Below are 14,564 nucleotides of genomic sequence, written 5' to 3'. Positions count from 1 at the left end.
AATGCGATTTTTTCAATTTGGCTTGTTGTGCTTAGCACTTTTTATTCAGTACAGACTTTGGTTTGGGCATAACGGGGTGCAAGACTACACCCGTTTAAAAAATGCGGTGGCATCGCACCAACAAACAAACGAAAAGCTAATAAAGCGCAATAAAGTATTAAAAGCGGATATAGAAGATTTAAAGCTCGGCCTTGAAGGTATTGAAGAGCGTGCCCGCAACGAATTAGGAATGATTAAACCGGACGAAACCTTTATTCGTGTTTTACCGGCTCAACACCATGACAAATAAACAAACCATTGCTGCTATTGTTCCTGCCGCAGGTGTTGGCAGCAGAATGCAACATACAACACCAAAGCAATATATTTCCTTAGCAGGGAAAACCATTTTAGAGCACACGCTCGCTAAGTTATCGCAGTTACCGCAGTTAAACTCTATAGTGGTGGCATTGAGCGAAACCGACCCCTACTTTAACGACCTTACGCTATCTGACCCTCGCATTGTGCGTGCCACTGGTGGTAAAGAGCGTGCAGATTCAGTATTAAACAGTTTATTGTTTTTAGCTGCCAATCCACCGACTTGGGTTTTGGTGCACGACGCTGCAAGACCTTTAGTAGATATTGCTGATATAGAGCGCCTAATAGCACAGTGCATGCAGACTGGTGAAGGCGGTATTTTAGCCAGCAAAGTAAAAGACACCATAAAACGAGGTCAAAGCCATGCGCAACAAACTGTGCCTCGTGACGATTTATGGCAAGCGCTTACGCCGCAACTGTTTAAATACGACGAGCTTAAAACTGCATTGCAAAATGCGCTTAACAGCGGCGTTACTATTACTGATGAAGCCAGTGCCATGGAATGGGCAAATAAGCCGGTAAAGCTGGTGGCGGGGCGCAGTGATAATATTAAAATTACCACCCCAGAAGATTTAGATTTAGCAGGCTTTTTACTGCAAAAACAAAATAATGAGAGTGCAACATGATACGAATAGGCCATGGTTTTGACGTGCATAAATTTGGAGGCCAAGGGCCTTTAACTATCTGCGGCGAAAAAATTGATTACCCGCAAGGCTTTTTAGCACACTCAGATGGAGATGTAGCTATTCATGCGTTGTGTGACGCGATTTTAGGCTCATTAGCGCTGGGCGATATTGGTAAGCACTTTCCAGATACAGCCAGTGAGTATGAAAATATCGATAGCCGTATTTTACTTCGCCATGTAGTAAACCTAGCCAAGCAACAAGGTTATGTATTGGGCAATGCGGATATCACCATTGTGGCACAAGCACCAAAAATGCTGCCGCACATTCAAGCAATGCGAACCAATCTTGCCAGTGATTTAAATGCTGAGCTTTCACAGATAAATGTTAAAGCCACAACCACTGAAAAGCTCGGTTTTGAGGGGCGAAAAGAAGGCATTTCAAGCCATGCCGTGGTCATTATGAGTAAACAAAGCGCATGAGCGAATTAAATTATTTATATGGCGCGCCGCTTTCTAAAGCCGACTTTAAAACCACCGCAGAAGACTTTATGGTTGATGAGGAGCTCGGTATAGAGTTTACCGGCAGTGGTGAACACGTGTGTTTGCAAGTGGTTAAAAAGGGTGAAAACACCCAATATGTTGCCAAGCTGATTGCACAAAAAGCGGGTGTATCGCCACGTGATGTAAGTTATGCCGGCATGAAAGACCGCCATGGAGTATGCTCGCAGTGGTTTAGCGTAAAAGTACCGATTAAAAAACATATTGATTTTACTGAGCTCAACAGCGAAAGCGTGTTTGTGGTTTCGCAGCAGCGCCATGAGCGAAAATTACGCACTGGTTGCCATAAAGGAAATAGATTTACTATTACCTTGCGCAATGTAACCGAGCCGCTTGATATTTTATGCCGTATAAACGCAGTACGCGCAGGTGTGCCTAACTACTTTGGTGAGCAGCGTTTTGGCCGTGATGGGCATAACTTAGTCATGGCTGAAAAAATGTTTGCCGGTGAGCGCATACGCGATAAAAAGCTGCGAGGCATTATTATTTCTGCTGCGCGTTCACATGTGTTTAATCAAATTGTTAGTTTACGCGTGGCTGAGCATGGCCTTGCTAAAACCATGCATCGCGAAGTATTTATGCTAAGTGGTAGCAATGCATTTTTTGAAGATGCGATAAGTGATGAAAATATTGCACGTCTTGCCTCAGGCGACATTATGATGTCGGCGCCCATGGTTGGCAAAAGTGAAAAAGGCCTTACCGAACAAGAAAAAACATGGTTGGCACCGTATCAAGCATGGTGTGATGGCTTAGGGGATTTAGGGCTTAAAAACGAGCGCAGAATGCTGCGTTTAATCCCTCAAGATCTAAGTGTAGAAACACTTGATGAACGCACATTAAAACTCAGCTTTGGTTTACCCAAAGGCTGCTTTGCAACGGCTTTACTGCGCGAACTGGTTGATTATACTGACGCCAGTCCTCGCGAGCGAAAAGAAAAGGATAACGCAGATGAAGATTCTATTAAGTAATGATGATGGTGTTAATGCCAAAGGTATTGCTGTTTTATACCAAGCATTAACACAAATTGCTGAGGTAACGCTGGTTGCGCCAGATAGAAATTGCAGTGGCGCAAGTAATTCATTGACGTTAATGAATCCTTTGCGTGCAACGACACTCGACAATGGCTTTATGTCGGTTAATGGCACGCCAACGGATTGTGTGCATTTAGGTGTGAATCAATTAATGGATGAAAAGCCCGATTTAGTGGTAGCCGGTATTAACCACGGCGGCAATTTAGGTGACGATACACTTTACTCTGGTACGGTTGCTGCGGCAACTGAAGGTCGTCATCTGGGCTTACCAGCAATTGCGGTGTCTTTGTGCTCTCACCATGGTGAACACTTTGAAACGGCAGCAGCCGTTACGGTCAATATTATTAAAGGGCTTGCTTCGCATCCGCTGCCTAAAGATCAGATCATCAATATTAATGTTCCAGATATTCCTTTAAGTGAGCTAAAAGGGGTTCAGGTAACTCGCTTAGGCGCGCGACACAAAGCAGAAACCATGACCAAGCAAAGCGATCCTTGGGGACGCGATATTTTTTGGTATGGTTCTTTGGGTACAGAAAGCGATGCCGGTGAAGGCACCGATTTTTATGCTGTAAATAATGGCTATGCATCAGTCACCCCATTGAGCGTTGATATGACCGCTAAAGACAGTATCAAAGCTGTGGGAGAGTGGTTAGTCGAGTTGGAGATTAATCGTGCTGGCTAATTATACCCGCAGTGCACAAGCGCTTTCAGACCTATTACAACGAGAGGGCGTAGAAGATAAGGAGGTTTTAAAGGCGATTTCGCAAATTCCTCGGCATATTTTTATTGATGATGTACTAAAGCACAAAGCGTACCAAAATACGGCGCTACCGATAGGGCAAGGACAAACTATTTCTCAGCCTTACATTGTTGCCCGTATGACCGAATTGATGCGTTTAGCCGGCGTGAAAAGTAAAGTGTTAGAAATTGGTACCGGATCCGGCTATCAAACCGCGGTACTGGCTAAAACCTTTGATAAGGTGTATTCGGTTGAGCGTATAAAAGCTTTGCAATGGCAAGCAAAGCGTCGATTACATCAGCTCGATTTATATAATGTCACTATGAAACACGGTGACGGTTGGCAAGGATGGCAATCGCAAGCGCCATTTAATGGCATTATTGTGACCGCTGCGGCAACGATTATCCCTCCAGAACTACTCGCACAACTTGCAGATGGAGGCGTATTACTCGCCCCCATTGGTGAGGTAGAACAAAAATTAACCATGGTTATTCGCCAAGGCGATAGCTTTACAGAGCATGTAATTGCGCCAGTAAGATTTGTACCTTTGGTCCCTGGCGATATTGAATAGGAATTCATTTTGAAGTTGTTTACCAAGTTATATGATATGGCCTTAGTGTGGGCTAAGCATCGCCATGCAGAACGTTATTTAGCAGGGATGAGCTTTGCCGAATCGGTTTTTTTTCCGGTGCCACCCGATGTAATGTTAGCGCCTATGTCGCTGGCACAACCGAGTAAAGCATGGCGATTTGCAAGCTTTGCTACCGTAGCTTCTGTGCTTGGCGGCGTGCTAGGTTATCTTCTAGGGTTTTGGTTATTTGAACCTGTTGTAGAGCCTTTTATTGCGCAAATGCAATGGCAAGATAAATTTAATACGGCACTTGCATGGTTTAAAGACTATGGCGTATGGGTGGTATTTTTAGCCGGGTTTTCGCCTATTCCTTATAAGGTATTTACTATTGGTGCAGGGGTATTACAAATGGCGTTTTTACCCTTTATTGTTGCATCGGCGGTTGGACGAGGGGCGCGTTTCTTTTTAGTATCTGCTTTAATGAAATGGGGCGGAGTTAAAATGGAGCAAAAATTACGTCAATATATTGAAGTGCTTGGCTGGGCTGTGGTTGCTTTAATTGTTGTTGCGTACATTTTATTACGTTAAGTACTATATATTAATGTTATTAACGCAGAGGGCAAAACGCATTGAATAAACAAATACGCTGTTATGTTGCTTTATTTATTAGTGTTTTTCTCTGTGCATGCTCGTCTCGCCATGTTCCCGCACCGGTAAGCAGTTTAAATAATAATATTAATGACTATCCCTCACGGATTAATATTAACGGCGGAAAATACACAGTACAAAAAGGCGATACACTTTACTCGATTGCTTTTAGTGCCGGAAAAGATTTCAGGGAGCTTGCAAAAAACAATTCAATTGCATCACCTTACATTATTGTTCCTGGTCAGGTTGTTTCTCTTTTAGAACCAAGCAAGCCAAGAGTTACAGCAAAAACGAATCAAAAACACCCAGCTAAAAAGTCATCTAATTTACAAAAAAGTAACAAAAAATCAAAGAAAGAGCTTGATAAGCCGAAAAAACGAAGGTATGTTCAAAAACAAGCTAACCAAAAAATTAGCAAGTCTCAAGGTTCTGCAAACAGAAAGTTGAGTTGGTTTTGGCCTGCTAAAGGTAAAATAATCCAACGCTTTTCTAACAAGGAAAATGGTTATAAAGGCCTACAGATTGCTAATAAAAAGGGGTCGGCAGTATTCGCCGCTGCTCAAGGAACGGTAGTCTATGCGGGTAGTGCACTAAGAGGTTACGGTAATTTAATTATATTGAAACATAATGATGATTACCTAAGTGCTTATGCACATAACTCAAAGTTACTTGTTAAAGAAAAGCAAATAGTGAAGGCGGGACAAAAAATAGCAGAAATTGGTAATTCAGAGTCTTCAGTAACGGCACTTCGTTTTGAAATTCGTTATCGAGGAAAAGCTGTTAACCCTGCTAAATACCTACCCTGAACTAAAGGTGTTGATTGATTGTTCTGGAGAAGGCTCATGGCTAATATAGCAAAAGCTAATAAAACGACTACAGACCTTAATCATAAAGTTATTGATAGCTTGCTCAGGAGAAGTCTTATGGCTGATGTAGCAAAAGCTGAGAAAACCCCCACTGATGATAAGTTTGACGATTCAAAAGTTGAAGATCCAACGCAACTACTTGATGACGTGGAAGATGAAGACGTATTTGTTAAAGAAGAAGTCACTAAAAACCTCGACGCCACTCAGTTATACCTAGGCGAAATTGGTTTTTCCCCTCTATTAAGTGCCGAAGAAGAAGTCTTTTTTGCACGAAAATCGCTTAAAGGCTGTGAAGCTTCCCGTAAACGCATGATTGAAAGTAACTTACGCTTGGTTGTGAAAATTGCGCGCAGGTATAACAATCGTGGGCTTGCTCTACTCGATTTAATTGAAGAAGGTAACTTAGGACTCATTAGAGCGGTTGAAAAGTTTGATCCTGAACGTGGTTTTCGATTTTCTACTTATGCTACATGGTGGATACGTCAAACCATTGAGCGGGCGATAATGAATCAAACGCGTACTATTCGTTTGCCTATTCATGTTGTTAAAGAGCTTAACGTTTATTTACGTACAGCACGTGAGCTAACGCAAAAGCTTGATCATGAGCCTACCGCAGAAGAAATTGCAGAAAGCTTAGATAGACCGGTCGAAGACGTTACTAAAATGCTACGCCTAAATGAAAAAATAGCCTCTGTAGATATGCCCATTGGTAGCGAGAATGACAGTGCATTATTAGATGTGATAGCCGATGAAAAAAATGTAGGCCCTGAAGGTGAAGTACAAAACAACGATATGAATACGCATATTATTGACTGGTTAGGTGAGTTAAACCCTAAGCAACGCGAAGTACTGGCACGTCGGTTTGGTTTACTAGGCTATGAACCCTCAACCCTTGAAGATGTTGGCCGTGAAATAGGCTTAACCCGTGAGCGAGTTCGCCAAATACAGGTTGAGGCGCTACGTCGGTTAAAAGATATTTTGCAACAAGAAGGCTTAAGTACCAAAAGCTTATTTGAACAGTTCGCTTAATCTAAACACACAGAAAAATGAATATCGCCCGGCTTTTTTAAGCCGGGCTGTTTACGTATAAAGCAGTGCTTTTAATTTATAAAGCAGTTCATGCGCCTGACGCGGTGATAGGTTATCAGGGTCTATTGCGCTCATTTGTTGCTCAAGCTCACTAGGCTGAATTATTTGCGGTTCACTATCAAACGGTAAAACCTGTTGCTCTGTAGTGACTGTGGTGACACTTTGATGGTTTTCAAGCAAGCTTAGCTTTTGTTTAGCTTGGGCAATAACTGCTTTAGGCACCCCGGCCAGTGCCGCTACTTGCAAACCAAAACTTTTACTTGCGGCACCATCTAATACCGTGTGCATAAAGGCAATGGTATCGTTGTGTTCAATGGCATCTAGGTGCACATTAACCAGCCCAGGCGTTTGTTCTGCAAGCTCAGTGAGTTCAAAGTAATGGGTTGCGAACAAAGTTTTAGCCGCGATTTTTGAAGCGAGGTGATCAGCCGTGGCGTACGCCAGCGATAAACCATCGTAAGTACTGGTTCCTCGGCCTATTTCATCCATTAATACCAATGATTGTGCAGTGGCATTATTTAAAATTGCCGCGGTTTCGGTCATTTCAACCATGAAGGTTGAACGCCCAGATGCTAAGTCGTCACTGGCGCCAATACGGGTAAATATTCTATCTATATTACCAATTTTAGCGCTATCGGCAGGAACGTAACAGCCAATATGTGCCATAAGCACAATAAGGGCAGTTTGGCGCATGTAGGTTGATTTACCGCCCATGTTAGGGCCGGTAATAATCAACATTTTACGCTGGTTATTGAGTTCCACAGGGTTGGCAATAAACGGGTCTTTCATTACCTGCTCTACCACAGGGTGGCGGCCTTGTTTAATGCTGATATTATCGTTATCGCAAAGCTCAGGTTTGGCATAATTAAGTGTTTGGGCACGCTCTGCTAAATTGTTCAGTACATCTAAATCGGCAATGACCGAGGCCATTATTTGTAGTTGCTCAATATGCGGAGCAATAAACTCAAATAACTGTTCGTATAATTGTTTTTCAAGGGCCAACGCTTTTGATTGACTGCCGAGAACTTTGTCTTCGTGTTCTTTTAGTTCTGGGATTATATAGCGCTCGTTATTTTTTAATGTTTGACGACGAATGTAATCTGCAGGCACTAAGTGCGAGTTGGCGCGGCTCACTTCAATAAAAAAGCCATGCACACGGTTATAACCAATCTTAAGTGTACTAATACCTGTACGTTCACGTTCGCGCTGCTCTAGCTGTTCAAGCACATCGGTGGCACCTTGGCTTAAATTACGCCACTCATCAAGTTCGCTGTTATACCCTGGCGCAATAACACCGCCATCACGAATTAACACCGGTGGGTTATCAATCACTGCACGTTCAAGTAATGCTTGAAGCTCAGGAAGCTCTTTAGAGTGGGCTATAATATGAGAAATACGCGCATCTGTGGCATCGTTTAATAAGCTATGCAGCGGTGCTAATGCTTGAAGCGCACTACGAAGCCTTGTTAAATCACGTGGGCGAGCCGTGTGTAATGCCAAGCGAGCAATTACACGTTCTATATCACCAATCTCTTTGAGCGCGTCATGCAGCTCACTGCATAATTGCACATCTAAAATAGCACTAATGGCATTTAGACGAGAGTTTAACTCGTCTTTATTACGAATAGGGGTATGAATACGACGCTTAAGTAATCGCGAGCCCATCGCTGTGGCGGTTTTATCAAGCACTTGAGCAAGGGTATTTTCAAAGCCACCTGATAGATTAACGGTAAGTTCAAGGTTTTTGCGAGTTGGCGCATCCAAAATTACTGCGTGTTCATTATGCTCAAGGGTAATTGCACGAATGTGCGGTAATGCAATGCGTTGGGTATCTTTTACGTACTGCATTAAACAGCCTGCTGCCACCAGGGCGCTATGTGCTTTGTCGACCCCAAAACCGACTAAATCTTTGGTGCCAAACTGCTCGCACAGTAAGTGTTGCGCGGTATCAAGGTCAAACTCCCAATCAGGGCGACGACGCGCTCCCTTAATATGTTCAATTAAATGAGTGTTTTCAAAGTGTTCACTATATAGTAATTCAGCAGGCGCTAAGCGTTGTAGCGTTGAGCTAAATGCTTCATCGGTACTAACTTCAACAATGTTGAAGCGCCCAGAGTTGATATCAAGATACGCAACACCGTATTGGCCTTTTTTATTTTGCCAAACACTGGTTAAAAGGTTGTCTTGGCGTTCTTGCAGTAAGGCTTCGTCAGAAATAGTACCCGGGGTGACAATACGGACTACCTTGCGCTCAACAGGACCTTTGCTGGTGGCTGGGTCGCCCACTTGTTCACAAATAGCCACCGACTCGCCCATTTGTACTAAGCGGGCTAAATAGTTTTCTACTGCATGATAAGGCACGCCCGCCATAGGAATAGGATCGCCGCCGGCTTTGCCACGATGTGTTTGTGAAATATCAAGCAATTGCGCGGCGCGTTTTGCGTCGTCAAAAAAGAGTTCGTAAAAATCCCCCATCCGATAAAACAATAAAATATCGCGATGCTCTGATTTTATTTTTAGATACTGCTGCATCATAGGGGTTTGTTGTTTTATAGTGTGCGGTGCATAAAGATCAAACGACATGTATTTACCCAAAGGCTGAATATGGAATTACATCAAGAGATTAAGACACTTGCTGCGCAATTAGGCGCTATTTTAACGGATAAACGCTTATGGATCACTACCGCTGAATCATGTACTGGTGGTGGAGTGAGTTATTCGCTTACCGATACCCCAGGCAGCTCAGCATATATTGACCGTGCATTTGTCACTTATAGCAATAACGCCAAGCATGAATTACTCAATGTGAAGCGTGATACCTTAGAGGAATTTGGCGCGGTGAGCGAACAAACAGTCATTGAGATGGCAGCAGGCGCATGTAAGGCGGCTAATGCTGATATTGGCATTGCTATTTCAGGAATTGCAGGTCCCGGTGGTGCCACTGAGGGCAAACCGGTAGGGCTTGTATGGTTTGGCCTACAAATTAACGGTAAACACTGGGCGTTTGAGCAAGTATTTGATGGAGATAGGGCACAAGTTAGGCTGCAAGCTATTGTATTTTCTTTAAAAACTATAATAGAGAAGATAAAATAATAAAATTAGCTTGATACTGTGATTTCATACAGTATACTTGTCTGCATTAGCTGGATTTGGAGAGTAAAATGAACGATAACAAACAAAAGGCATTGGACGCAGCTTTATCACAAATTGAACGTCAATTTGGTAAAGGCTCAATCATGAAATTGGGTGACAATAAGGCGTTAAACATTGACGCTGTATCAACAGGCTCGCTAGGTATTGATATTGCTTTAGGTATAGGCGGCTTGCCAATGGGGCGTATTGTTGAAGTATATGGCCCAGAGTCATCAGGTAAAACAACGCTAACATTGCAAGTTATCGCGCAAGCTCAAAAAGAAGGTAAAACGTGTGCCTTTGTTGATGCTGAGCATGCTCTTGATCCGGTTTACGCACAAAAGCTAGGCGTTAACATTGATGAGTTACTTGTATCTCAACCAGATACGGGTGAACAAGCACTGGAAATTTGTGACATGTTAGTGCGCTCAAGCGCGGTTGATGTAGTGATTGTCGATTCTGTTGCTGCATTAACACCAAAAGCTGAGATTGAAGGCGACATGGGTGATTCACACATGGGCCTACAAGCACGTTTAATGTCACAAGCATTACGTAAGCTTACAGGTAACATTAAGCGTTCAAACACGCTATGTATTTTCATTAACCAAATCCGTATGAAAATTGGTGTAATGTTTGGTAACCCTGAAACAACAACTGGTGGTAATGCCCTGAAATTTTACGCCTCTGTACGTATTGATATTCGTCGTATTGGCTCGGTAAAAGAAGGCGACGAGGTTGTTGGTAATGAAACGCGTGTTAAAGTTGTGAAGAACAAAGTGGCACCGCCGTTCAAACAAGCTGAATTTATCATTATGTATGGTGAAGGTATTTCTAAGCAGGGGGAGCTGATTGATTTAGGTGTTAAGCATAAAATTGTTGAAAAAGCAGGTGCTTGGTACAGTTATAATGGCAACAAAGTTGGCCAAGGTAAGTCTAATTCGATTAAGTTCCTTAAAGAAAACCCTGAAATTGCAGATGAAATTGAAGGTAAATTACGTGAAATGCTATTGCTAAAAGCAACGGTTGAGCCAGAAGATGGCGAAGACGTATTAGGTGATGAAGGCGACCTTTAAGCCCATTTGTTTTAAAGCTTGATTTGACCCGAGCTTAAAAAAAAGCGCTAACCATTAGGTTAGCGCTTTTTTATTGTTTGCTATAAAGTGGCTTAAAGCCTAGTTAGCTTTATAGCTGCCAGTTAACTGACAATGAGTAGTTACGCGGTGCCCCGTAGTAACCTTGCTCCCAATAAAGGCTGTTTATGTACTTTTCATCAGTACTGTTATTAACATTAAGGGTAACACCGACGTTTTGAGTAATTTCGTAGGTGGCCATTAAATCTAATAAGCCATAAGCATCTTGTTTTGTAGTTGCCAATGCGTTGCCTGCTGGATCTTTTACTTGCACACGGCTAATAGAATCTTGCCAGCGGTAATTAGCACCTATGGTTAAACCATCAATAAATGGAACCTGATAAGTGGCTGCCATTTTTAATTGGTTTTCTGGGGTGTAATCTTTGACAAGTTCGTCACCATCAATACTTAAATTACTAAAGCTGATGCTAGCACTCAAATCATCAGTTAATTGACCGCTTAGCTCAATTTCGAAACCATCGCTATTGATACCGTCTGAACCATAATATCGAGTATCTGTGGGTGATGAACCGGGTATAGCAACAGCAAGCCCTTTTTGCTTAGCATCAAAATAGGCCAGTGTTACGAACACTTTTTCATCTAAAATTTGAGCTTTTAGACCAACCTCTGAACTTTTACCAATAACAGGAGCCAGTTGTTCAGCGTTAATGTCTAATTCTTTTTGTGGCACAAACGTTTCTGTGTAGCTAGCGTAAGCTGATAATGACTCGGTAAAATCGTACACAGTACCAATGTAAGGAATAACCTCTGAGTCATCGCGGGTTTGCACTACACTATAAGCAGTACCTTTAGTTTCCCAGTCGGTATAGCGTACGCCAGCCAAAATGCTTAATGGTTCTGCTAGTTTTATACGAGTTGAAACATAGGCCGATCTTTGTGTATTTTGTACATCACTGCCGTTAGGTTTATCAACCAGTGTTGCTTCTGGTGCTATCCCATCCCAAGTCGCTAAATCAGGCATCGCAGGGAAACCATTTCCTGTGCTGTAGTCATAAAGCGATTGGTCATTAAAGTCCATGTTTGCTTGGCTAATACCGAATGATAAGTCGTGCTCTAAAGAAAATAGCTCAAACTTTCCGCTGGCATATAAATCAAACAAATCTTGTGTGTCTTTGTAATCATAACGACTCGCATAGCCGGTTAAGCCTAAACCAGTATCTTTATCTGGGGTACCATATACATAAAATAACTCAGAATTTTGTTCATTTTTTATATGGGCATAACGGGCTTTAGCAACCCAAGTCGCTGATAAGTTTTGCTCAAGTGTTACATAGATACGTTCAGCGCTATTATCCCAATACGACCAATCTGCAGCTGTACTAGTTGACTCATCATAATCAGTTGGTGAACCATCAGTGTAATAAAGCGGTAGCGCACCCCATAAAGGACTGTCGGCATCTTTTTGTTGATTCACGTAGTTAATACTTAGTAGTGTATCGTCAGTTAGCTTACCCTCATAGGCAAGGTAGGCAATGGTTTTATCGGTTTCGTAGCGGTCTAGGTATGACTCTTTATCTTGCTTAGTAAATACAGCACGAACAGCGTGTTCATTGTTAATCGGTGTGGAAACATCAATATCTACACGCTTGTTATTCCACGAACCATAAGAAGCGGATGCATGAGCTTGCGTTGTGTAGGTTGGTTTTTTTAGCACCATATTAATAGTCGCAGATGGGTTACCTGCACCAGTCATCATGCCATTGGCACCACGTACAATTTCAACGCGATCATAAATTGCAGTATCTAGTGTACCTTGAATTGAACCGGAATTTTGCGGTGTCCCTAAGCCATCAATCAAAAAGTTGGTTATGTCAAACCCACGGGCTTTAAAGTAAGTACGATCGGTTTCTATTTGCTCTACTGTTACGCCTGGGGTGCTTTCTAATACCGCATTAATATCATCAAGTGAAAAATCATCCATCAACGCGCGTGAAACAACAGAAATTGATTGCGGAGTTTCTTTAATTGTTAAGCCTAGCTTAGTCGCAGACTGCGCTTCTTCAGTAATATAGTTTTTATGATGTTGCCCATAAACAGCAATTTTTTCTAAAGGTAGGTCGTCTTGCGTGTCGTTTGCAACAGCATATCCAGATAAAACCAGTGAAGTAAGTAGACTCAGTTTAAATACAAAGCCTTTTTGTTTGTGCAGCATTATGTTTCCCATAAGATTAAATGTGGAAGTAATTTAATCTAAATGAGAGTGATTTGCAATTGCGTTTGATGGATGTTTTACACGTCTTTGATATTTTTTAAGTAAAGCGCATGGGTTTGGTTAACTTGAGCTCTGGTTAAAAACAAAAAAAAGCGGCCGAAGCCGCTCAGGAAGTAAATCAGTATTTTAATTGGTTAGGAAATTAAAACGCATACTTTACAGAAAATTGTAAACGATCTAGATCGCCATCTACGCCACTTTCAAGCTCGCGTTCTGCATGTTTAAGTTCAGCGCCAAAGGTTAGACGTTTAACCGGTGAGTATAAAATATTTGCGCTGTAGCTTTGGCTTGATTTAGTTGGATCGCCTGTAAGGGCGAGTAAGTCAGTGTTGTTATCAGCACTGAAAAATGAATATAAGAAAGTTGAACGCCATTGGCTATTCCATTTATGCTGATACGCTACAAAGCCAGAGGTTGAATCAATCGCATCTAGGTCATCACCATTGAGAACCGCACCATGAGCTACGTTTAGACCCACATAACGACCTAGTCCTTTACCTTGGGTAAGCATAAATTTTAGATTGTCTTCACCAAGCTTCACCATACCCGATGCACTAACACCAAGTGAGGTTTCATCGGCATCAACACCGGCTACTTTGTAGGTCAGTTGACGAGCAAGGGCTGTTACTACAAAGTTACCCCAATCAGCATTATGGGTGTAGCGTGCGGTAAAGTCAGGTAATGAGGCATCATCAGTCACGGCCATGCCACCGCCAGCTGTAGTAATTGTGCTTTCTGGGTTCTCTAACGAGAATGACCATGCACCCGTAGTGTATTTAACTTGAGTTTGGCGCACAAATACAGTGCCCTCAGCTGGGCCAACAAAATCAAGCGCTTCTGGTAATGCACCGACGTTTTGAAAGTTTGACCATGTTTGACCAAATAACCAGCCATCATATGAGATAAATGCATGGCGAATACGCGGAGAATATGAATTGGACACACGCTCGTTACCGCCTGGGGCAGAAGCTAAAAAGTCTAGTTCTATTTTAGTTTTAACCGTTTTGCCATTATCTAAAAGTGTAGACGTACCAAAGTTAAAGCGAGATTCACGCGCGTGCATATCAAATACAGCATCTGAGTTATTATCGCTGCCAAAGGTTAATGTACTTGGTACATAAAAGTCACGGCCAACACTGGTGCCTGCAGGCGCACCTGCTGAGTAGTCACTCCACATTGCGTCGAGTTTAATGTATCCACCGTAGGTGAATTCGGTATCACCTATTTTTGCAGCTGTTGCGGCATAAGCCGTGCTTGTTAAAGCACATAATACAGCACTGGCTGCCAGTGTTTTAATTGGAGTAAATTTCATTGTTGCGTCCTTTTATAGGCTACTTGTTGTATGTTGTTTGCTTATGATATGTATTAATGTGTGTTACTTATATAGTACTAACAGATTGAATTTAATTATCTTTAATCTAATTTGTTAGTAAATACGAATTATTAATAAACAATCAAAGTTTTTAAATATTTAAACTACTGTTGTATATGTACACAATTTACTCAATCAACCATTAGTCTATTAGACTAAGGTTTAATAATTATTGAGTGTTCATATACTTTTATTTAATAGTATGTTTTTTATGTA

General features: G+C 42.1%; 14 protein-coding genes. 11 read left to right on the top strand and 3 right to left on the bottom strand.

Annotated features, from left to right (window positions below; translation table 11 throughout):
• Position 1 precedes the first annotated feature (1 nt).
• From ftsB to rpoS, 9 genes are all read left to right on the top strand, one after another.
• Positions 2-289, top strand: a complete 288-nt coding sequence (gene ftsB, locus MTN97_RS07465) for a cell division protein FtsB (RefSeq protein ID WP_013465673.1) — start codon at positions 2-4, stop codon at positions 287-289.
• Positions 279-980, top strand: a complete 702-nt coding sequence (ispD, locus tag MTN97_RS07460; RefSeq protein WP_248474058.1) for a 2-C-methyl-D-erythritol 4-phosphate cytidylyltransferase — start codon at positions 279-281, stop codon at positions 978-980. The genes ftsB and ispD overlap by 11 nt, the downstream gene beginning before the upstream one ends.
• Positions 977-1,459: a 2-C-methyl-D-erythritol 2,4-cyclodiphosphate synthase gene (ispF, locus tag MTN97_RS07455; protein WP_248474057.1), complete on the top strand. Its 483-nt coding sequence runs from the start codon at positions 977-979 to the stop codon at positions 1,457-1,459. The genes ispD and ispF overlap by 4 nt, the downstream gene beginning before the upstream one ends.
• The gene (gene truD, locus MTN97_RS07450) at positions 1,456-2,505 is read left to right on the top strand and encodes a tRNA pseudouridine(13) synthase TruD (RefSeq protein WP_036981589.1); all 1,050 of its coding nucleotides are present in this window, start codon (positions 1,456-1,458) and stop codon (positions 2,503-2,505) included. The genes ispF and truD overlap by 4 nt, the downstream gene beginning before the upstream one ends.
• On the top strand, positions 2,486-3,250 hold the full coding sequence (gene surE / locus MTN97_RS07445) for a 5'/3'-nucleotidase SurE (protein ID WP_248474056.1): 765 nt from the start codon (positions 2,486-2,488) through the stop codon (positions 3,248-3,250). Before truD ends, surE begins: the two co-directional genes overlap by 20 nt.
• Positions 3,240-3,878, top strand: a complete 639-nt coding sequence (locus MTN97_RS07440; protein WP_036981595.1) for a protein-L-isoaspartate(D-aspartate) O-methyltransferase — start codon at positions 3,240-3,242, stop codon at positions 3,876-3,878. The genes surE and MTN97_RS07440 overlap by 11 nt, the downstream gene beginning before the upstream one ends.
• Before the next feature lie 9 nt (positions 3,879-3,887).
• Positions 3,888-4,466 (top strand): YqaA family protein, encoded by a 579-nt coding sequence (locus MTN97_RS07435; RefSeq protein WP_008110336.1) that lies wholly within the window; start codon positions 3,888-3,890, stop codon positions 4,464-4,466.
• Positions 4,467-4,507: 41 nt separating this feature from the next.
• Positions 4,508-5,332: a peptidoglycan DD-metalloendopeptidase family protein gene (locus MTN97_RS07430; RefSeq protein ID WP_214552496.1), complete on the top strand. Its 825-nt coding sequence runs from the start codon at positions 4,508-4,510 to the stop codon at positions 5,330-5,332.
• 117 nt (positions 5,333-5,449) lie between these two features.
• On the top strand, positions 5,450-6,421 hold the full coding sequence (rpoS, locus tag MTN97_RS07425; RefSeq protein WP_008110338.1) for an RNA polymerase sigma factor RpoS: 972 nt from the start codon (positions 5,450-5,452) through the stop codon (positions 6,419-6,421).
• Positions 6,422-6,472: 51 nt separating this feature from the next.
• Here rpoS and mutS read toward each other — a convergent pair whose 3' ends face one another.
• The gene (gene mutS / locus MTN97_RS07420; RefSeq protein ID WP_036981599.1) at positions 6,473-9,064 is read right to left on the bottom strand and encodes a DNA mismatch repair protein MutS; all 2,592 of its coding nucleotides are present in this window, start codon (positions 9,062-9,064) and stop codon (positions 6,473-6,475) included.
• 21 nt (positions 9,065-9,085) lie between these two features.
• Here mutS and MTN97_RS07415 point away from each other — a divergent pair, with 21 nt between their 5' ends.
• The gene (locus MTN97_RS07415) at positions 9,086-9,574 is read left to right on the top strand and encodes a CinA family protein (RefSeq protein ID WP_058155140.1); all 489 of its coding nucleotides are present in this window, start codon (positions 9,086-9,088) and stop codon (positions 9,572-9,574) included.
• Between the two features lie 68 nt (positions 9,575-9,642).
• Positions 9,643-10,686 carry a recombinase RecA gene (gene recA / locus MTN97_RS07410; RefSeq protein ID WP_058155138.1) on the top strand — a complete coding sequence of 348 codons (1,044 nt, stop codon included), beginning with the start codon at positions 9,643-9,645 and terminating at the stop codon, positions 10,684-10,686.
• Between the two features lie 109 nt (positions 10,687-10,795).
• Here recA and MTN97_RS07405 read toward each other — a convergent pair whose 3' ends face one another.
• Together MTN97_RS07405 and MTN97_RS07400 are read right to left on the bottom strand one after the other, a co-directional pair.
• Complete coding sequence (locus tag MTN97_RS07405; protein ID WP_409418110.1) at positions 10,796-12,928, bottom strand: TonB-dependent siderophore receptor; 2,133 nt, start codon at positions 12,926-12,928, stop codon at positions 10,796-10,798.
• A gap of 190 nt (positions 12,929-13,118) precedes the next feature.
• A complete protein-coding gene (locus MTN97_RS07400; RefSeq protein ID WP_248474054.1) occupies positions 13,119-14,288 on the bottom strand; it encodes a DcaP family trimeric outer membrane transporter in 1,170 nt (389 codons plus the stop codon).
• Positions 14,289-14,564: the final 276 nt, after the last annotated feature.

The sequence above is a fragment of the Pseudoalteromonas sp. 2CM36K genome, assembly GCF_023161865.1.
In the GTDB taxonomy this organism is placed as follows: domain Bacteria; phylum Pseudomonadota; class Gammaproteobacteria; order Enterobacterales; family Alteromonadaceae; genus Pseudoalteromonas; species Pseudoalteromonas tetraodonis.
Note: the sequence above shows the minus strand (reverse complement) of the source record. Positions and strands in the feature narration are given on the sequence as shown.

Excerpts from the sequence above, each read along its gene's own strand:
- surE (WP_248474056.1), top strand. The coding sequence starts at position 2,486 with ATGAAGATTCTATTAAGTAATGATGATGGTGTTAATGCCAAAGGTATT.
- ftsB (WP_013465673.1), top strand. The coding sequence starts at position 2 with ATGCGATTTTTTCAATTTGGCTTGTTGTGCTTAGCACTTTTTATTCAG.
- MTN97_RS07415 (WP_058155140.1), top strand. The coding sequence starts at position 9,086 with ATGGAATTACATCAAGAGATTAAGACACTTGCTGCGCAATTAGGCGCT.
- ispD (WP_248474058.1), top strand. The coding sequence starts at position 279 with ATGACAAATAAACAAACCATTGCTGCTATTGTTCCTGCCGCAGGTGTT.
- MTN97_RS07405 (WP_409418110.1), bottom strand. The coding sequence starts at position 12,928 with ATGGGAAACATAATGCTGCACAAACAAAAAGGCTTTGTATTTAAACTG.
- recA (WP_058155138.1), top strand. The coding sequence starts at position 9,643 with ATGAACGATAACAAACAAAAGGCATTGGACGCAGCTTTATCACAAATT.
- truD (WP_036981589.1), top strand. The coding sequence starts at position 1,456 with ATGAGCGAATTAAATTATTTATATGGCGCGCCGCTTTCTAAAGCCGAC.
- mutS (WP_036981599.1), bottom strand. The coding sequence starts at position 9,064 with ATGTCGTTTGATCTTTATGCACCGCACACTATAAAACAACAAACCCCT.
- ispF (WP_248474057.1), top strand. The coding sequence starts at position 977 with ATGATACGAATAGGCCATGGTTTTGACGTGCATAAATTTGGAGGCCAA.
- MTN97_RS07400 (WP_248474054.1), bottom strand. The coding sequence starts at position 14,288 with ATGAAATTTACTCCAATTAAAACACTGGCAGCCAGTGCTGTATTATGT.
- rpoS (WP_008110338.1), top strand. The coding sequence starts at position 5,450 with ATGGCTGATGTAGCAAAAGCTGAGAAAACCCCCACTGATGATAAGTTT.